The sequence below is a fragment of the Pseudomonas sp. GW821-FHT02H06 genome, assembly GCF_059421525.1.
The window spans coordinates 118567-138315 of the sequence record NZ_JBWKVD010000002.1 but is presented as its reverse complement, the minus strand read 5'-3'; the positions used below and the strand labels follow the sequence as shown (position 1 = coordinate 138315).

General features: G+C 53.5%; 15 protein-coding genes and 1 pseudogene. 11 read left to right on the top strand and 5 right to left on the bottom strand.

Annotation, left to right across the window (positions count from 1 at the left end; all coding sequences use genetic code 11):
* Positions 1 to 199 precede the first annotated feature (199 nt).
* The 3 genes from AC07VF_RS03650 to AC07VF_RS03640 all read left to right on the top strand — a co-directional run bounded on the left by AC07VF_RS03650 (position 200) and on the right by AC07VF_RS03640 (position 3656).
* The gene (locus tag AC07VF_RS03650) at positions 200 to 514 is read left to right on the top strand and encodes a hypothetical protein (protein WP_495008105.1); all 315 of its coding nucleotides are present in this window, start codon (positions 200 to 202) and stop codon (positions 512 to 514) included.
* 107 nt (positions 515 to 621) lie between these two features.
* On the top strand, positions 622 to 1989 hold the full coding sequence (locus AC07VF_RS03645; RefSeq protein WP_495008104.1) for a tyrosine-type recombinase/integrase: 1368 nt from the start codon (positions 622 to 624) through the stop codon (positions 1987 to 1989).
* A gap of 1202 nt (positions 1990 to 3191) precedes the next feature.
* Positions 3192 to 3656, top strand: coding sequence for a hypothetical protein (locus tag AC07VF_RS03640; protein WP_495008103.1), 465 nt, complete (start codon positions 3192 to 3194; stop codon positions 3654 to 3656).
* Positions 3657 to 3963: 307 nt separating this feature from the next.
* Here the strand turns inward: AC07VF_RS03640 and AC07VF_RS03635 are convergent, their stop codons facing one another.
* The gene (locus AC07VF_RS03635; protein WP_495008102.1) at positions 3964 to 5205 is read right to left on the bottom strand and encodes an abortive infection family protein; all 1242 of its coding nucleotides are present in this window, start codon (positions 5203 to 5205) and stop codon (positions 3964 to 3966) included.
* Positions 5206 to 5558: 353 nt separating this feature from the next.
* On the opposite strand from AC07VF_RS03635, the gene AC07VF_RS03630 reads away from it, so the two are divergent.
* The 3 genes from AC07VF_RS03630 to AC07VF_RS03620 all read left to right on the top strand — a co-directional run bounded on the left by AC07VF_RS03630 (position 5559) and on the right by AC07VF_RS03620 (position 7419).
* Positions 5559 to 5891: a hypothetical protein gene (locus AC07VF_RS03630; protein ID WP_495008101.1), complete on the top strand. Its 333-nt coding sequence runs from the start codon at positions 5559 to 5561 to the stop codon at positions 5889 to 5891.
* Between the two features lie 146 nt (positions 5892 to 6037).
* Positions 6038 to 6904 (top strand): DUF6216 family protein, encoded by an 867-nt coding sequence (locus AC07VF_RS03625; RefSeq protein WP_495008100.1) that lies wholly within the window; start codon positions 6038 to 6040, stop codon positions 6902 to 6904.
* 314 nt (positions 6905 to 7218) lie between these two features.
* A complete protein-coding gene (locus AC07VF_RS03620) occupies positions 7219 to 7419 on the top strand; it encodes a hypothetical protein (RefSeq protein WP_495008099.1) in 201 nt (66 codons plus the stop codon).
* 465 nt (positions 7420 to 7884) lie between these two features.
* Here AC07VF_RS03620 and AC07VF_RS03615 read toward each other — a convergent pair whose 3' ends face one another.
* The gene (locus tag AC07VF_RS03615; protein WP_495008098.1) at positions 7885 to 8469 is read right to left on the bottom strand and encodes a CGNR zinc finger domain-containing protein; all 585 of its coding nucleotides are present in this window, start codon (positions 8467 to 8469) and stop codon (positions 7885 to 7887) included.
* A gap of 385 nt (positions 8470 to 8854) precedes the next feature.
* Here AC07VF_RS03615 and AC07VF_RS03610 point away from each other — a divergent pair, with 385 nt between their 5' ends.
* A complete protein-coding gene (locus AC07VF_RS03610) occupies positions 8855 to 9112 on the top strand; it encodes a hypothetical protein (RefSeq protein WP_495008097.1) in 258 nt (85 codons plus the stop codon).
* A gap of 324 nt (positions 9113 to 9436) precedes the next feature.
* On the opposite strand, the gene AC07VF_RS03605 is transcribed toward AC07VF_RS03610, so the two are convergent.
* Both AC07VF_RS03605 and AC07VF_RS03600 read right to left on the bottom strand, forming a co-directional pair.
* Positions 9437 to 10444, bottom strand: a complete 1008-nt coding sequence (locus AC07VF_RS03605) for a metallophosphoesterase (protein WP_495008096.1) — start codon at positions 10442 to 10444, stop codon at positions 9437 to 9439.
* A gap of 1000 nt (positions 10445 to 11444) precedes the next feature.
* A pseudogene (locus AC07VF_RS03600) lies at positions 11445 to 11549 on the bottom strand (thiol-disulfide oxidoreductase); the annotation flags it as partial.
* 176 nt (positions 11550 to 11725) lie between these two features.
* Between AC07VF_RS03600 and AC07VF_RS03595 the strand changes: the two are divergent.
* The 4 genes from AC07VF_RS03595 to AC07VF_RS03580 all read left to right on the top strand — a co-directional run bounded on the left by AC07VF_RS03595 (position 11726) and on the right by AC07VF_RS03580 (position 18008).
* Entirely contained in the window at positions 11726 to 11953 is a 228-nt protein-coding gene (locus AC07VF_RS03595) for a hypothetical protein (RefSeq protein WP_495008095.1), read from the top strand.
* Positions 11954 to 12017: 64 nt separating this feature from the next.
* Positions 12018 to 14456, top strand: coding sequence for a tellurite resistance TerB family protein (locus tag AC07VF_RS03590; RefSeq protein WP_495008094.1), 2439 nt, complete (start codon positions 12018 to 12020; stop codon positions 14454 to 14456).
* Complete coding sequence (locus AC07VF_RS03585; RefSeq protein WP_495008093.1) at positions 14453 to 15748, top strand: ATP-binding protein; 1296 nt, start codon at positions 14453 to 14455, stop codon at positions 15746 to 15748. Before AC07VF_RS03590 ends, AC07VF_RS03585 begins: the two co-directional genes overlap by 4 nt.
* The gene (locus AC07VF_RS03580; protein ID WP_495008092.1) at positions 15723 to 18008 is read left to right on the top strand and encodes a DEAD/DEAH box helicase; all 2286 of its coding nucleotides are present in this window, start codon (positions 15723 to 15725) and stop codon (positions 18006 to 18008) included. Before AC07VF_RS03585 ends, AC07VF_RS03580 begins: the two co-directional genes overlap by 26 nt.
* Before the next feature lie 1490 nt (positions 18009 to 19498).
* Here the strand turns inward: AC07VF_RS03580 and AC07VF_RS03575 are convergent.
* Positions 19499 to 19684, bottom strand: coding sequence for a hypothetical protein (locus AC07VF_RS03575; protein WP_495008091.1), 186 nt, complete (start codon positions 19682 to 19684; stop codon positions 19499 to 19501).
* Positions 19685 to 19749 lie beyond the last annotated feature (65 nt).

Here is a 19749-nt window from a genome sequence, read left to right as displayed (position 1 = left end):
GTGTAGCTGGCTGACCGAAATAATTCAGGTTCGGAAGCTCTCGAATGCGTCGCATCGCCGAGCTCTTGAAACGATGCGTGCTTTCGCTAGTCTCGCAGTGGATGATAGGTTTCACCGGGTCTCCTACAACACACTAAAACAACACGCAAAATCCTCACATCCTCTCGACAACCCTGCCCATGCGAGTTATTGGAGTCTAATGCTCGCCCTACGTGAAGAGGCAAATGAGATAATCAATGCACCCACTCCAAAAAATCAAGACCTTACGACCTCAAACGAATTACTGGTAAAACAATCACTATTGCACGCACATTTATGCAGTACCGCTTATTTAGAGATTTTCAATCATCTTGAGCAATTAGTCGCACACGATCCATCGCTGAGTGAGCAGACTCAATTTACGGTTACGAAATTTCTTAATCAAGCACGTATAAAATACTCTCAAATTATCAACTCAGAAATACCTACGTCGGCTGCTCAGCTTAAATTAATCGATGGAGGTAAGCGTAAGTGAAACAGCTATATCGCCTTTTCGAAAACGTCGCACTTCCGTATGCAGCAGACTTAACAGCCCGGCCTAACAGGCAATTACGAACTCGGAAGTACTCTACGTACTGCCTCATGTTCTGGCCTAATGGCAAACCATGCACACCGATAAATTCCTGGCTCGCTAGTATTGCAGATTCCACCACTGGCAGGGAGTCAACAAAAACTGCAGCAACCGAAATCACTCCCCTCGTTAGGTATTGTCATGCCAATGCAGGCTCGTTTGATCATTTCAGCGATAGTGACTTTTACGCTCTGTACAAAATTCTCCTAACAGAGGTCAAGTTATCGAAAGGCGTTACGACTAAGGCTCGAGAGACAAATCAGATCATTGCCATCATGCAAAGATCTTTAAGCTTTTTGGTTTGGTATCAGAGTAACGTTCGACCCTCTAGCCTGCCCCCCATGGTAGGTGAAGGTAGAGGCTCGCAACTCACAGTTGAGAAAAAATTAAATCGTCGCAGCAATTCATTTTACTACTCGCACGCTGCGATACCTGCTCACGCCGCACCGTCTAATGACAAGCAACCAATCCCTGTAGAGCATATAGCCAGGATACAAGATGAAGTTTTTAGAATTAGCATCACCGATGATGCGAAGCTTGGAAAACGATCCAGGCCTGAACATGTTGCGTATCGTCAGTCCAGCCGATCGTATTTATACAATCGCCGTATGTTCATGATGTGGTTAATGGAATTCTGTGGTCTGCGGCCTGAGGAGATGGTGGATATGTCTCTAGAAGCCAATAGAGACCCTTTCAATAAAGGAGTCATCATTCTGCCCACCAAGAAGAGACGTGAGCTCCCAACTCCAGTTAGACAGCTCCCTATCAATTCAGACGATGCAAATGAACTCGCCTCTTATTTAGAGGAACGTGACGCTTTTGTTAACTACCTGATCACTCAGGGTCGAATCAATACCGATCCGGGCTCAATGTTTCTTTCTGAGAAAGGGCTCCGCATCTCGAAACAATCCCTTGCTAGAGACTTCAAGCGTGTCGCTGAGCGCGCTGGCTTGACGGATGTTAAAATATGTCTTTCTATGTATCGGCACTTGTTTATAACGCGGCAGATGATCTATCACATTCAAAGTGAAATAAACTCGGCAACTAACAGCTCGAAGGATAAAGTGGCGACCGACAGGATGTTTTTCAGCTTGAGAGATAACCAAGCTTTCATGCTGAAAATCTGTCGTAAAATCACGCCGTTGACAGGGCATAAAAAACCAAGCTCTGTTGAAGCGTATTTCAACGACGCTGTCAAGATTCTTTCTCGTTTTGCCGAGAGCGATGGGGATGTGAAAAACATCAATGATATGCACTCGTCAATGAACTCTTTAGTCCGCATTCGCCATCAGGCGCTGCTAGCCAATAATCATGAAATTGTCCACGAGATTGATGCGATTAAACGAAAATGGAGTATGTTGCGCAGCGCCTCTAATTAGCCGTATGGGCCGCCGAGATCTTAGTGTTCGTCACAAACAAATGCGACGCCCTACCCTAAACTCACGAAGATGCGATGCGAAGCCCCCTTCCCAGCCATATAGCCCCAATCTTTCTGTGACAACTGCCTCATATGGCTGGTGGGTTTGCGACCAGCGAGCTAAGGAGCGTTTGGCAACAAAGCTCATGCCACCTTTACAGCCCAAGATCTACAGCGAGCATCCATTCAAGCGTAGGCCCGTGAGCATCTTTGATTAGCTTCGAGAATAGAGCCGAAGTAATGTCATCCCAGCCTCCGCCACTGCCATATGGAGGCGCGTCATCTGACGGAGCGTCAGCCATCGAAATCCATGAAAAATCACCGCTCACCAGCCGCCATCTCACGAGTTGCCGTAGGGCATTGCAGAGTGCTAAAACCGAAGGAAAGTCACCGTCATGCTTTGGATCCCTGCGCCAGTCTATTGAGGATTCAAGCTCGTTTGCTAGCCTGGAAACCGAGCAATATTCAGATGCCATCAAGCTGGAGAAAAACTCGAAGAATTGTTCGGGTGTATATGCCTCGCAGCCCAGATCCCATATATTGAGGTTTGCGCTCCCCTCCCGCTGGCTGCGGCTAAAAATGGCTCTCAAGGCGTAATCCCCCTGCAGGTGACGCCAAAATTCTACCATCGGATATCTTCCCCCGAGGCAAACGGAGGCGAGGTATCTTGCAGCGAGGTTTCAGTGTTAGATCCTGCAAAGGCCATATGATGTCTTTGCTTCTACGGTATGCTATCCCGCGATTGGCACAAACGGCACTGGGCTAATCGCGTAGGGCTAAAGTGGCTCCTCACCTGCCGTTATACCTTGGAACGACCACAAGACCGGTGCGACTTCTGCTCTCGGGCGACGATCTATAGCTGAGGACAGCAGGACTCACGAGCTGACTGGCCCCGGAGACTGCTTCATGCCTCAGCAATGCGCTCATACAAGCAGAAACATATCGCCCACAAACCCGGCACACCTGCCGCAAATCGAATTCAGCCCAAGCGTCATCACCAGACAATCGGACTATCGACATCGAACCCTCGAAGCCCTGCGCGATTACTGTCGTAGCCTTCTAAACACCGTCGAGGCGGATCCCTCCGCATCAAGCCAAACACATGCTCAACACAAACTCGACGAGCTCGGTTTGCGTACAAATCTCTGGTCTCTCGACAGAGCCATGACCCGTGCCATTGTTGGCTATGAAAAGCTTTCCCGAGCAGATTCCTCCTTGGCACAGCAGCGCTCAGCTGACCAGGAGCTTCAGTTCCTCCAGCTCTTGCTCAGTGCGTGCATCGACGAAGTGAGTCTTACCCTGGACGCATTCCTCCCAGCAGTTCTACGCACCCGGCTATTTAAGGCATTTGAAAGTAACGAGCGGATCCTGGATGCGAAAGTCCACAGGGGTGTTCCACCGGCGCTGCTCTGTTTGATCCTTCAAGGTTCTCTGCCTCAAAGCGAGTTTGAGATGTTTACGGGGCTTCCTTTGGAGACCGCAAGGATTGAGGTCGCCAAGCTGGAGCAGCTCGGCATGTTAGCGGTGTCGAAATCTAAGCCCGGCTTTCTAAAACCTGGTCTACCGGGCTGGCTCGCGGCTTCCTTGCTGCCCCATCTCCTGACGCCGTACGATAGTTCGAGGCAGTGAATCGCGCCCAGCACCGCTTGCCTGACCTCAAGCTTCAATTACCAACTTAGCCAGAAGCAGTAGCCGGAGCCATGACGGTCGCGGGCGCTGTCAGGATCCCAGCACGTGCTTCTTTAGGCTGAGCCGTTTCCGCGCGTGCCCTCCGGGCCTGGTTGTCGTGAACCCAGCAGCCTGCTGGCGTCTTGGCCCTTCGGGCATCCATCCGTCACGCCTTCGGCTGCGCCTGCGCGCTCCGCTTGCTCGCCACGCGGCATCAACAGCTACCGGAATGAATCACGCATAAGCGAAAGTTTTGCCTACCCTCACTTTACTTCGAGCTTTCCCTCTGATGGAACGTTTCCGAGACGAAGTCTATGAAAGCCACAGCAGATGCCACAGCAAGCCTTGCGTGACGAGGCTGTAGACCCCGGTGTCCGCCATCACGTCCATGGCCGGATCCATAAAGCCCACGCAACTGCGCAAGATTGCTGGTGAGCTGGGTCAAGTTACGAAGAATCAGCCGGATATTCTCAGCTCCCTTAGCTTCATCAGAGATACCCTCAGGTACTAATTGCAGTTCTTTCGTGAGCTTCTTGGTAAGGTCTCCGAGATCATCAGTTTTGGCGACGGTCACTCCTCGCTTCGTCAGAATCGTTTTGCAACAACTCTCAACGATTTCTTTCGCTGTGCCAATTGCGAGGGCTGGATCTCTATCAACAGCGTTTTCAAGCCTCTCGATCTCTTTGGCCATCCAGCCAGCACCCAACGCATCGGCCACGGTTTTCGCGCGCTGGACTGCCTGTGAGGCGCCATTGGTCAGCCGGCGATATGAAAATCTTGGTCGTCCTGCGATCCGCTCCTCCTCGTAAATTTCCCAACCGGCTAGCCTCAGTTGGTCGTTGAAATGAATCGCGGTTCTAAGGGTTTCGTCCCGATCAGAGCGCACTATCGGGTGCAGGACTTCGCAGAGGAAACGCAAAAAATCTTCGGCTGAACCATCAATGAGCTGAAAACGATTATCAGCGAAGACCCAATCATCCTCCCAGTCATCGTTATTGATACGGTGCTGCCATATATCACCAGCGGCATCCTTGTACCGTTGATCAGTTGAGGGGAGACGCTGGAGGTCATACAGACGACTCAGAAACTCGACATCGTTGAGCCGACCATACCAGGCAATGCTTTCGAGTCGAAGCCCATCGAGGATGTTGATCCTGGTCTGTTTTGGTAAATCAGAGACATCATCTCGCCAATCAGCGACTAGCTCTTTTGCAGGTACAATTTTGGCCGAGTACCAGTCTTGTGACTCATGCTCGACTACCGATTTAAGCCGAGCGGTGATCTGCTCCTCCAACTGGCTGCGCTTGGCTCCCAACCGCACGTACTGTTCTGCAGGAACTTTGAATTGGCACTCCCAGATGTTGGTGCCACCATTCCAATTGTCGTAGCCCGTCGGTTCGAGATGAGCGGGGTGCTCGCGAACGATTGCGGCTGCATCGCTCAAGCCTTCGGAGCGAAGCAAAGCGTGCACCGTTGATAGTACCGCTTCAATATTCTCATTCTGATCCATTGGAGTTCACCGTATCCCTATTTGCCTCAGTAAAGATTATCTCAGGCTGTGTTCCCCACGCGACTTCCGAAAGCTGTTCGTTAATGGGGCTGGGATGCCTCTAGTACCGTCTGAGCCCTGCGTGATTCCGTTGCGCGCTCCGCTTGCTCACATCGGAGTTCGAAGTCAGGGCTTTAATGCCTGATTCGCAGCGTGACATCCGCGGGCCTACAGAAGAAATCGATGTGATCATCTGCCCTTCGATTTCTGGATTACGGATCCCCGTGATCTCCTAACGTTGAGAAGGCGCATGATCTTGCCTCCATCTCAAAATGCTAAAATCGGATCAGCAACACATCCCCACGAGAAATCTCATGAACACAGACTTAACTGAAGAAGAGATGCGCCGCGCACTATTCGGCAGCCCCGCACCAGCACCGCAGACTGCTGCTCCAAACTCACCGCTGCCGTCACCAGAAATCGCACCCGCGCAACCACCGAAGCCTCAGTCCAAAAAGAAGGCCGCGAAGGCGTTTACTCCGCGCCTGCGTGTGACGATGCGGGTCACCAATGAGTTTGAGGGCAAAACATTCGAGCTGATTTACGAAGCCGATACCTTGAGTACCCTCCTGGCCGAGCAAGAAGCAGTCAAGGTGGCCAGGAAGAAGTACCGCTACGTGGAAGTGATTTCTGTGAAGTCAATGTAGTCTTCCGCATCGACCCCGACTTGCCTCTGGCTCTACAGATGCTCGAAGATCCAGCAGGAGCGTTACGAGTTTGCTGGAGGGGACGAAGCAGAGGTCATCTCCAGAAGAGGATGGCCGAATTAGTAAAGCATTCAATAGGACAAGCAATGGATCCGCAACTTTTTGACCCTATATCAGTCTTTATAGACAAGCTGCAAAAAATCGCCCCATTCTTTGTCGCTGCCATGTCAGCGTTGTACATTGTGTACTTGTGCGTGATTACGGAATCACTGTTTATAATCAAAAACCGGCTATCCGACTTAATTAGCAGCAAGCACACTTTCAATCACGAAAAACTAAAAAAACACCAACAGCAAGAACTTGACCTTCACTACTTCAACTTCAGGTTCAAGCTGAACGTTAAAACACCCTATGCGATGGACAAGCTGATCGCATGGGCAGAGCGTTCTGCGATTCGCCTGGATGAGCTTAGGAAAGCGCGCCCCTACCTGAATCCTACCGAGCAAAGTTTCAACATTCCAAGACCTAGATTTCTCAAAACTATCTCAGGACTGTCGGCATTCGTTGCAATTGGAATTTTCTTCATTATCCACACGCCTAACGCCGCATTATTCAAAGTAAACCAAACCGGGCAATGGTTCTGGGTAACTGAAAGTGAAGCATTCTCCTTTACATCATACCTTCCGAATTATTTTCATGCAGCAAATGCCTGGAAGTTGAACCCTGGAAACTGCCTGCTGGAAACAAGAGCTACACAAGGGATGGACGAGTGGGATAAGAAAGTAATCTGCTACGTCATGTTAGATAACAAAGAAGGATATGTGAAAAATACTATCCAAGAGCAAAAAATCTTGGCATGGGTTATGTCACTTCCTTGGCTGCTGGTGCCTTTGGCTGTGCTCCAGGGCAGCAGAAGACGACGATACGCTACAGCGCTGTTGAGGCGCAGCCAGAAAAAGCTCCGTTTTGGTGATAGTCCATTGCCGGAGTACGCGAGGTACTACCACGATTAACTCTCTAGCAGCGCCAGGGAGCCCGTCCCAACCCGCGTAGTCTATTAGCAGAGGTTCATCAGAGGAATCCGCCGCTCGCGGCCAGTTCCCATGGTAAGGGCAGCGCACGCTGACCCAATGCTCCCCGAGAAGCACTACGCGTTGCCGGAGACCTGCCAGAATGGTTCAAGGTCAGGCGGAGATCCACCTGGGCGGCCTAAACTAATCCAGCCACGCGGCTCTGACAGCGTTACTGGAGCTCCTAAATACACCCAGGCGCCCCTTGTGGACAAATACATGCAACCCAATTCCCGACTACAGATCTCGTGAAAGGCATGGCTGAAGTTGCCGAGACGCTGCACGACTCTTTCACCTCTCTGTTGAGCGCAGCCGTGCGGCTAGCTGAGGTCGGGCAGGATGAAGAAGCGAGGCGGCTGGTGGATTTGGCCGCAAAAATACAAGGCGTTGAAGAAAAGATGCTTACCCACACTAAAGACGCGCGAGTGGGAAAGATCATGAAGCTCAATGTCCATTGACGCCTAACCCGAGTGGGCGAATGCTAGCGCGGCCGATACTCTCCCAATAAGGGATTGCACTCCCCGTTCGAGGGCACCTGTTGGAGCGTCGACGGCGCACGCAGCCTGGGCGAGCATGAGGTTTATCACTGGCAAAAGGAGCGCCGCATATGGATAGCAGTCAACGCATGATCAAATGGTCGTCCGCATGGGCGCTGGTCGGGGGGCAAGTGGTATGCACTGGGTGCATGCGGGGCCAGTCCATCTCGGCCAGTGAGGACGTATTCCCCCATGAGCCAAGCTGCAAGGCTAAGGACGAAGTGGCGAAATTGCCGTGGGCTGAGCTGCATCAGGTTCTAGATTTTCAGCGCGGCTAACAGGTGTAGCAAGGACGGACTGAGCACGCCTCGAATTACCGGCCAGCGGCGGAAGACAAACCATTGCTGTAGTCCGGTTATAGCCGAAAAGGCCCGGAGTGCGCCGAGACTAACTTCCGTCCGTGATCTGATTTTTCTTCGCCGCAGCGCGCGCTCGAAAGGCGCTGACTTTAGCAATCGTCCCACAGGCCCTGCCATCCACCCCACCCTTCGTCATCCCACACCAGCGCTTGCTGCCGTTACGAGTGTTGTCATAAAAAGCCCATCGGCAATCATCACAGGTTTTAAGTCGCAACCATGTACCTGACGATATTGCATCTGCAACCGAGGCAAGAATCCTGGCAACGTAGCTAGCGTCGGCGGGCATCACACATAACTCGGAGGCTCCCCCTTCTGCAGGAGCTACCTTCACTGACAGAGGGACGCGCGCGAGCCAGGCGTTCAACAACTGATGGTCGTCGTCGAGGCCCTCGCAAGCCTTGCGCAGATCCGCGCGCAGCTCCATTAGCGTATCCAAAGTATCGCTGTCCGCGCGAGGGTGACGCGATAACTCCTCGCTCCATTTATCAGCGTCATTGACGAGGAGCGGGAGCTCATCCACTTCTACCCGCGTCTGATTTGGAATTGACCAGGTATTGAGGAAGCGCCGGACGACTTCGAGCGCGCCGGGTGCTCCCTGATTATGAGTCTGCATCGCGAGCTCCTTGCAAAACGCTGGTCTTGGGAGTAACCATCAAACCACAATTGATGGTTACGGAGATAGACATGGTCATGGAAGCGCACCCCAATCGAATGCCTTTGCCGACCGACATCCGCAGATTGCTGTGGATGCAGGGATTGATGAACGCGTCCCATTTTATGAGTGAGCCGGCTTGGTTCACGACAGCCGGCCCAACGGGCGCGCACTACAGAAAGAGATTGCGAGGGGGACGCACGTTGGGCACAAGCATGGTGGGGCGTTTCGTGGGAGGAGACCAGAGAAACCACGAAACGATATAAATCTGCTTACAAACCCCAGATGGACGCTGTGATGGCCGGTTGCTAGCCTTCCCCAAGTCATCACTGCGAGTGCAGCCATCTTGGCCCCAAGCAACGTCAAGCTCCCCTATCTGCGTCTGGCGTACCTATTATGCGGCATCGCCCTCACCTTATTTGGCATCGGCGGCCTGATCTTGCACTCATGGTTCGTTGGTGAAGCGTTGGGGACGATCGGTTTGACCGCCTTGGGAATCGCTGCGTATCCCGAACGGGAGACATTCAACCGAATATGGAATGATGGCGCCTGGGTAGACCTGGTCAATCTCGTGGTGCAAGTATTGGAGTTTTTGACATCCTGAGGCGAGAGCTAGGTGGGGCTATAACTTGCAGTTCCTGTCGGGATGCTGCACTGGACTGTTCCGATCAGCCTTTTGTCGAACGTGTTCACATTCTCACCGAATCCTATGCGTCCGGCCATCGAGACTTGCTTAACTACATAAGTCACCGGTCTACGCAGCAACACTGATCTATTCCCCTCGCCCGCTGCGTTCTCAATCAGGTAAATCCCCGAGCACCCTATAACTCATCATAGTGGATTGGCTGCCGAGCTTTAGTGCTGAGCAAGCGTACTCCGAAGCCGATGAAAATTGCCCCAGTAGTGCGCTTCCTCGGCGCATTACGAATCAACCGAAGAGCCGCACAATTAAGCCCGCAACCTCGGTGCCTGCATAGCGAGCTTTCAGCTCCTCAAGCTTCGCCTGCCGCCGCTCCCCGACCATCAAGCTCAGTCCGTGCAATGCATTCGTAAACTGTTGCGCTTCTAGGGCTTCCTGCTGAAGGGTCGACCAACCTGTGCTCGCACACTTCGCCAAGGCTTCCGCTTCAACGCTGAGGTTCTGGGATTCGAGAAGCTTGTTCCCGCTCAATAAGGTCTTCAGGCTCTCTAACTTCAACTCAAGCTCAGCCAATTGCTCTGCCAATACCTCAGCCTGATCCAGAGAGACCGAACGCCCCTCAACATAAATCCTATCGTGCTGCACACAGTAAATCCCGAGCGGGCCATCGCCACCGCCAGTGCAATCCAAAGCCAGTACGTTTCCCAGGCGGAGCGGCGTAGGTATCCAAGTATGTCCGGTGCAAACCCGCCATGCTCCAGACACGCCATCACGAAGGTGGTTCTTGATTCGGCTCCGTCCCCAGAGCGCAATTTTTTCGATCTGAGGGTTATCCAAACCATCAACGAAGACCGGCCATGACATCCCGGTGGGAACGTCCGCGTGCACCACACCGACGATTCCTTGCGGCGACTCGATTTCGATCACAGTCGGAAGAGTTTCTAGCTTCTGAATGATCATTTCTTTCGATTCGTCAGCAATGGTGGGCCACCAGCCGGCGCCGTGGGCACTGTACCTAGCGTGTGGGTCTTGCCGGTAAGCCTCTATCAGCATCTGCTCATGATTGCCCTTGACCGTGAAAAACCACGGCTCGCCCAGCAGCTTCAGACCGTCTAGGACGCTTGGGCCTCGGTCGATCAGATCACCTACGGCAATCACACGATCCACCGTGCTGTCGAAGCCGAGCGCTTTCAGCCCCTTGTGTAAGTCAATTGTCTTGAAGTGAATGTCACCGACGACGAAATCTCGCCCTTGCTCGTTCTGAGAGAGTCTCAATACCTTTCGAATTGTTCGCACGCGACCTCCATCTAGGGTGCAATCCCGTAATGCCAAGGGGTTATTGTCCGTCGCTCATGCACCAAATGCTAAAGCTAATAGCGCCCTGCATAGCTCACAGAAACATCCTATCTAGCTTGTCGGTTGCAGTCGGTGACTGACCGATCAAAAATCCACGTCTAGAGATTCGAATCTCACAATACGGAAGTAGGTAGCTACACAGCGATGACCCAGCACATTTTGATCACCGGTGCCGCCGGTAGCGGTACGACAACCCTGGCCAATGCCCTGACGAAAGTGCTCGGCGCGACGCATTTGGAGGCCGATGACTATTTTTGACTTCCAACTGAGCCGCCATACCAGCATCGTGCTTCCGGAGAAGAGCGTTGTCAGAGTTTGTTGAAGGACATGGGCTTTACGAACGGGGCAGTGGTCGCCGGCTCTGTTATGGACTGGGGGCCGCAACTTGAGGACATGTTCGACTTGATCGTCTTCCTGTATCACCCCGCCGATCTGCGCTTGGCAAGATTGGAACGTAGGGAGGTGGAACGTTTCGGTCGCGCAAATCCAGAGTTCCTAGCTTGGGCAGCTGACTATTACGATGGAAGCGCTACGGGGCGCAACCTGTTCAGACATCAGACTTGGCTTTCCAATCGAACGTGTCCAATCTTAAGACTGGAGGGGGACATGTCTGTCGAAGATCGGGTCGCTCGGGTATTGGGGCTGATCGGCGCTCTAGACCTACGAAAGCCAGGGCAAATACCCTCAGGTCGGACTGATCTATTGAGCTAAGGTAAGCGCACCCTGACTCTAAGTATGTAGTGTGAGAGCGCGCGGCAGAGCGGCGCGCATTCCGCTCAGAAACGATTACAAGAGAGTAACGCGTGGACGACGCATCATGAATTCAAGCAATACCGGCGGTCGACCCTGTTCGTTGGCGCTTGCTCGAAATTGTCCAGTCGCTCGCTCTATCCGATTGCTGGATCGGCGCAGGATTCATGACTATCGCGGATACCCCTCATCGTATCGAGCTTTTGCAAAGCTTACAGACCCCGTCGAACAACACTACGGTTTCATCAGGCGCCAGATAGGGTGCATGGGTGGGACGAGTCAACGAGGCAGGCATGGGCGGGACTCTAGGGCGATACGATGGCGTCATTCTAGGCGGCAGTGAATGCGCTACAGAACTGTTGATCCATACAGTGTCTGGAGCTACTCTAGCTGGAGAACATACGTACTCCTGACGGCAATCCTATGACTCACTCCACTCAATCCATACCCACAACCGCGCTAGACCGTGGAATGCCCACCGAACTCGAAAGCTACCAGCACCAGTGTCTGATGCTGTTGGACGAGCTTCAGGAGGCCTGGTCTGACATCCGAAGGTTGAAAGCTGATGCGCATACCTTGATAGCCATGAACGACGGCCTTAAGGCAGAGCTCAAGGCTTTGAAACTCGCCGCCACAACACAATTAATGGAGCGTGATGTCGCGTTGGTCGGGACGTCAGCTGGACATCAAGCGCGGTGATTGGCGTCCGGTGATAAAATGCAGATACTGCCACCAAGCCAGCCCATCTTGATGGAAGCACTTAATGGCAAGGAAGCAAAAAACTACCCCAGACATGGCGACCATCGCGACCTGGATCTTCATATTGGTCGTGGTCATCATAGCTGTCCCACCTCGGATGCGGCTCGTGGTAGCGCTTTTGGCGGGGATCGCCGGCTTCATATGGCTAGTCAAAAAGTCTTTTAGATCTTCACCAAATGACCCTCCTCGCCCGACGAAGACGATCCTCGCCGACTCAAAAGGTCAAACTAAAACCTTGTCGAATTACGAACCAAAATCAGAAACCGGTCTTGAAGTGGGCAACACCGAAGGTGCTCGCTCGGATTTCCATGTGGTCAGGGTGAGCACATCTGAGCGGCAGTTCTCGATCCCCAAGCCCAAGGAGATCGTTACCAATGCGCGATGGATCGGAAAGGATGAAACCCTCTCTGTCAGAGGCCAGATTATCCACGGTGGCATGGTTTATTTCGCTGAAAATTCAGACCGCACTTTAAACCTTGAGCCCTCGCTGATTGACGCCCTGCTGCCTGTACAGGCTGTGCATGTGGATCTAACCGAAAAGATCGCCGGCTACTGGCCCAGTTACAGCGGCATCTCCCCTGCAGCAAGACGTGGCTACCTACAGTGGCTGTCCGAAGGGCGAAGTACGCCCAATGTGGATATCGGCTACGTCTTCATTTTCTTCTATGGCCTTGAGCGTCGGGCGGTCGTTGACTCGATTACAGATGATGTAGCCCACTCTGAGCTGCCGGCCATCGTTCAAGAGGTCAAGCGGCTAGTAGCGCTTTATGGTGAGAACGCGTCGTTTCGAAACTACGCTTCCAACCTGCTGAACCACATTCAGCTCATCAATGTGGAACCTCAGACGTACTTGAACGCACCGCCTCGTATCGAGTCGGGTGGCCTTGAAATGCCGATGTCGCTGCGGTTGGCATTAGGGCAGATGGCTTTGGACAAGCATCCCTTAAATGCGGCGTGGGCGTTGGCGTGGGTACAAACAGACCCGAACATCAGCCGACGCACCTCAGTGAGTAGATGTGTGGATCAGTTTGAGCAGCTATTCATGACGCGGTACTCCACCTGTTATCCAAATGGGCTTGTGCTTAACCAAAACAAGACCATGCTCAAAACTCACTACCGCTCCGCCTCTTCTCGCTTGATTGTTCCCGACATGGCACTGGGCGATATACCGGATGTTTCGGTTACCTCGGCAACACGCAACAAGCTGCAATCGGTGGTGGATGAGTGCACGATAATCCTCGGCCCATACAGCAGATACCTGGGTCGCAATCCTGAAGGAGCCTCAGATCTTGAAGGTATTTTGCAGCTCCCCGTTGCCCTTTGGCCGGCAGCAGCAAAGGATGTGATCGCTGACCTGCAACGGCAGGTCGGCGAGGAGCATCTGGTCATGACCTTCGAGGATCTTGCAGCACGCTTTGGATCTGCAGGAGCTCTACCGCGCGGAACAATCGTGGCCTTAGCGAGAGCATTCGAATCCTTGAATTTCGGCTTTGAGCCGGACGTACTGTCCGGCAGCCGTGCTCCCAAGAATCTGGACACGATCGTATTGTTCGCGGCAGGTGACGAAGACGCGAGTCTACGGACAACCTCGGCCTACCAGGCCGCAGTGGTTACGCTGGATTTAGCAAGTGCGGTCGCGGCTGCAGACAGGGTGACGTCGAGTGAGGAGATGGCTCAGCTCGGGCGGCATATCGACTCCTGGACTCATCTCGGCGCAGGCCATCTCAAACGGCTCAAAGCCCACTTGCAGATCCAGATTCTGCAGCCACCTACCCTGGCGAGCCTGAAGAAGAAGCTAAGCCCTCTGAACGCCGATGCCAAACGTGCCATGGCCAGGTTTCTCGCTCATCTCGCTCAAGCTGACGGAAGCGTTTCGCCGCAGGAAGTCCGGCTGCTGGAACGCGTCTATAAAACTCTGGAGCTGGATCCCCAGTTGCTTTACGGGGACTTACACGGCGCAGCCATCACCCCTCCTCAAAATATCTCCACGCCGCCCAGATTTGGTGCCTTGCCTAGTTCCGACCAGACCGGTGAGATGCCAGGCAATTCTGCCGCGACCCAAAGCTTCAATCTGGACATGGATAAAATTGCGCAGCTCCAGCGCGAAACGGCAGTGGTGTCAGCGTTGCTGGCCGAAGTATTCAGTGATGAATTTCCAGAACCGCCTGCCATCGTGGACAGCATCAATGATCAGCCCACTGACCATGCAGCGACCGTACATGGGCTCGACACAGAGCACTCAGCGTTTCTGCGAATGATCGTGTCACGTCGCGAATGGAACCGCCAAGAGCTGGAAGATGTGGCCACTGATATGGAGCTCATGCTGGATGGCGCTCTTGAGCAAATCAACGACATGGCGTTTGAGCGGTTCGACATGCCAGTCTCTGAGGGGGATGACCCCATCGAGATCAACCCGGATATCCTGGAAGAATTAACCCTATGAGCACGATACGCCCAAAGGATCGCGATGCGGTCATCCAGTCATTGCGAGCCGGTGTAGTCCCTCGTGCGGGTCAGCATCTTATTCAGGTGGGTCGAGCGGGTGAGCTGGACGCTCTTCTGAAAAATATAGATCGACTCGTTGACGGAGGCTCCGCCTTCAGGATCGTTGTAGGCGAATATGGGGCCGGGAAAACCTTCTTCCTCAACCTTGTCCGGGGCATTGCGATGGAGCGCAAGTTGGTCACGATGCACGCCGATTTGAACCCCGACCGCCGGCTTCACGCGTCCGGAGGGCAAGCGCGCTCCCTGTATGCAGAGCTTGCTAAAAACATGTCCACCCGCACAAAACCGGACGGTGGTGCGCTGCAGGGTATCGTTGAAAAATTTATTTCTCAGGCAAAATCGGAAGCAAAAACTCGGGGCGTCGAGAGCGAAGTCGTTGTTAGAGAGTTCCTCGCCGATCTCACTGAGATGGTGAACGGCTATGATTTTGCTGACGTCATTGCCAAGTATTGCCAAGGGTTTGAACAAGGCAACGAGCAGCTCAAGGCGGATGCCATACGGTGGCTGCGAGGCGAGTTCACTACCAAGACTGATGCACGTGCGGCGCTCGGTGTCCGAACCATCATTGATGACGCATCGGTCTACGATCAGTTGAAGTTGCTGTCCCGGTTTGTCCGCCTGGCGGGGTTTGGCGGTCTCATGATTTGCCTGGACGAGCTCGTAAATCTATACAAGCTCGCGAACACTCAGGCACGCAACGCCAACTACGAGCAGATCTTGCGGATTCTGAATGACTCCCTACAAGGCTCGACCGAGGGGCTTGGGTTCGTCCTCGGCGGTACACCTGAGTTTTTGATGGATACGCGTCGCGGGCTTTACAGCTACCCCGCCTTACAATCGCGGCTTGCTGAAAACACCTTTGCCAAATCTGGATTGATCGACCTGTCGGGGCCGGTAATCCGCCTGAGCAGCCTGACTCCAGAAGACTTCTACGTACTGCTTCAAAAGCTGCGCAACGTTTATGCCTACGGTGAACCGGGCAAATACCTCATGCCTGACGAGGCAATCCCTGCGTTCATGGCGCACTGCAACCAACGGTTGGGTGAGGCCTACTTCCGCACTCCACGCACAACCATCACAGCCTTCATCAACCTGCTCGCGGTGCTGGAGCAGAACCCTGGAGCGGACTGGCGTGCCTTGGTAGGGGCCGTTCAGGTTGCCCAGGATGATGGCGGCAAGCAGGATTTAAGCGTTGAGGCGGACGATGAGCTCACAACCTTCAAACTCTGAATCCTCGTCTTTCGAGCGCCTGCACCCCGACGTTCAACAGTGGGTCTGGGCCCAAGGATGGACAGCGTTAAGGGATGCACAGGAATGGGCAATTTCCGCGCTGGTCGATGCTGATCGGGATGTGATTATCGCCGCTTCAACAGCTGCCGGGAAAACTGAGGCCGCATTCCTGCCCATCCTCACTAACCTGATGGAGCACCAAGACCCTGCTGGGGCCGTCCTCTATATTAGCCCACTAAAGGCACTCATCAACGATCAATGGGACAGGCTGAGTCGACTCTGTGAGCAGTTGGATCTTCCCGTCATCGCATGGCACGGCGATGTGTCTGCCAGCAAAAAACACAAGTTTCTCAAGTCTCCTAAGGGCGTCTTGCTGATCACCCCAGAGTCGCTTGAGGCGCTGTTCGTCAACAGGGGTTCAAGCCTGATGGGGCTGTTTCAGAACCTGCGTTACATCGTGGTCGACGAGCTGCATGCCTTCATTGGCAGCGAGCGTGGCAAGCAGCTCCAGTCATTGATGCAGCGAGTCGAGCTTGTAGCCGGAAAAACCCTGCCGAGAGTCGGCTTGTCCGCCACGCTGGGAGATATGTCGCTGGCGAGCGAGTTTCTCAGGCCCGGGCATCCAGAGCGGGTGCAGGTGATTGAATCGAAATCATCTGGCCAGAACCTCCAGGTGCAAGTGCGCGGCTATATGATGCCGCCGATGCAAAAGTTGCGTGCTGTCGAAGTACCGAATGCCGACCCTGATCAGACCCCTGAAGAAGAGGAGGAAGACGAGTCCGGCTCCAGGCATGCCATCGGCGCACACATGTACAAGGTGCTGCGCGGCAGTAACAATTTGGTTTTCCCGAACAGTCGGCAGGAGGTGGAGTGGTACGCAGACCGCCTACGTCGCCTCTGCGAAATCAGCGGTATGCCCAACGAATTCCTGCCTCATCACGGCAGCCTTTCGAAAGACCTTCGAGAAGACACGGAGCGTGCGCTCAAAGCAGGTACACCGCCGGCAACGGCCGTGTGCACCACTACCCTGGAGCTTGGAATAGACATCGGCAACATCAAGACAGTTGTCCAGATAGGTTCGCCTCCATCAGTTGCGAGCCTGCGCCAACGACTAGGCAGGTCTGGCCGCCGCAACGACGAACCTGCCACTCTCCGGGCGTACTGTCAGGAACGCGAGCTGACTGACCAATCATTACTGTCAGACCTGCTCCGCCAGAACCTCGTCCAAACCATCGCGATGATCAGGCTACTGATTGGCAACTGGTTCGAACCACCCAGGGCTGAGGGTTTGCACGCATCGACTCTGGTGCAACAGATTCTGTCAGTGATCGCACAGCAAGGAGGCGCCAGCGCTGCTCAGTTATGGGGTGGACTGGTAGAAAGCGGGACATTCAAAAGCATTTCCAAGACAGACTTCTTCTCTCTGCTGAAAGGTCTCGGCGAGAAGAAACTGATCGTGCAAGACAGCTCAGGTTTGTTGCTTCCAGGAGAGATCGGCGAACGACTCATCAACCATTACGAGTTCTACAGTGCTTTCACCAGCGACGAAGAGTTCAGGCTGGTACGAGAGGGCAAACCGCTTGGTTCGATACCCGTTAGCCGGCCTCTGATGAAGGGCCAGCGAATCATCTTTGGTGGCCGGCGTTGGCGGGTACTGGATGTCGATATCGAAAAAAAGGTGATTGTCGTCACTGCCGCCCGAGGCGGTCAGCCACCCCAATTCGACGGGCTAGGTGCAATGGTGCACGATCATGTCCGCGAGGAAATGCGCGCGGTACTGACCGAAACGACGCCCTGCCCCTTCATCGATAGCAAAGCACAGGGGTTGCTGAGCGAAGCCCGTAAATCGTTCAGATCACTCGGGCTGGTAAATGAATTCACCTATGGCTCTGACTCGAAAACTCATTTACTCACCTGGCGCGGCGATCAAACTAACGACGCTCTAGTACTCATGTTCAACCATGTAGGACTGGCTTGCGAGAGCTCAGGCCTTGCGTTGTCGGTCGGCGGCTCACAAAAGAATGTCGCTGACGCGCTCGCCAAGATCGCTGAGCTAGATCCGGACGACATAGAGTCATTGTTGGAAGGAGTGGAAAATCTCATTAAGGAAAAATGGGATTGGGCTTTGCCCCGCTCGCTGCTCATAAAATCGTACGCGTCATCTCAGCTGAATTTCAAAGGTGCTGTTGAGTTTGCAAAATGCTTTAGCATGCGCCGGCTGCACGGTGACACCACTTTTGCGAGCACTACCGTCCACTAGGTTAGCCATCGGCAGCAAAGCAAGAGTTTGATATGGCAGTTATAAGCAGCCATTTGCCGACCGAATTTCACCTATGGAAAACCTGAGGTCGCCACTTGCCGCCAATGGCAATGGCCGACCTTTGCGGGAGACAGTCGGTTTGCTTGCACACTTGCGGCTTCCTCGCCCTGCCAGGATGTACAGCTTGCCTTGGGTCTCAAAAAAGCGATCTTCCAATGTGAAACCTGGAAGAACTCCTTGGGCTGGCAATTATCCAGATCGCGTGTCGATACAGGCAGGGAGTGTAAAAGGCGGCGCTGATAGCCAGACCGTAAAGCAAAGCCTGTTCTGGCGGGACGTGCTGCCGGAACGAAAATGGAGCTGGATCGTGAACACTATTATGCGTTCGAGCTGCAAAAGCTCGGGCCTATCCCCCACCTTCGGCTGAATACTTTCCCGAGGGCAGTGTGAACCACCTTCGGTCATGGCGCCGGCCATCAGTTGCCAAACACGCTAGGGTAGCCCCTTCATTCAAAGCCCCAAATCGCCGGCGAGACAATTATCGACAACCGCGTCCGACGCCACCAGGTGCTTGAGGACGTAACCCTGCAGGGCTCGGTAAAGACGCGCTCTTAGAGGCGCCCGCAGCGAGACATAACCATCCGTAGCTATTCCGGTTGGGGTCTCGCTACCACCCAAGGCGATGCTAAGCGCCTCTACGCCTCCCTCGTCGACATCTCCAGCATGAAGCCGATCAAGCGGGAAGTATCCTGGAGGCCGCCTATAGGTGCGAATAGCCTGAGAAAGCAGCACGACAAATCCATCCTTCGTCAGGCTTCGTTGCACCCCTCTCCAAATCTCCAACTCCAAACGATAATCCAATTTCCATCTCCTCAAATTTTAGGCGCACTGACCCGATTCAGTGCTTTGCTAGGCGATGGAAATTTTTTGTTTTTTGAGATTGTTGTTTGAAGTCAAGGAGCAAGCGTCGGCTTCGCCGCCGAACGCCGATCCCCCTGCCCTGCACTGCTATGCCGCCGCGGCAGGTGTTCAATCCAGCACAGGAGGAGCAAGATCACAAGCAAGGCAAAAGCCTGAAAAGCACAAGCCAAACCGCCGGCATCCTGCTGTATGGAGGTGTCAGGACTACCACTGCTTTTCTTTTGCTCTCAAATATAAGAACTCCGTCTCGTTTAAAAATTTTCAAGTGGGGGGGGTGGGAAAAAATATGATCTTGCCGACGAACAGTAGTCTCACATTCTCCCGTTTGGGCCTTGCAGAAAGAATCTTAAAGCTATATGTTGTGCCTAAGCGAAGTATTTACCACTACATGGTGTGCCAACACCTCCGCCAGCGGTCGTGGATATCTAAGCAAGCTATGTGGAGGATTGACGTATGCCTGACCAACGAGCTAGCTGTAAGAATGCAGTTATCCAAAGCCGTCTTATGCGTGTTGGAAGATCCAGCTGAAGCAACAAATCGTCTGCTTCATCCACCCTCAATTTTCCACATCAAGGAATATTCCCATGCCACTGAAACCAGGCCCCAAGCCCATCTCCGAATCGACCGGCAAAGTCGATCAACGGCGTCGCGATAACAAAGACACTCTGCGGAATAACCCAGATCTGAAGCCAAGCAAACCGCCAAAAAAATAGTTGCTCACTTGCAAGAACCTGCTCTTGGGCGGGTTCAGCCATTGGCATCTATGCCTATAAATACACGCTCAAGGAATTCATTCCATTTGACGTTTATGGCCAAGGTG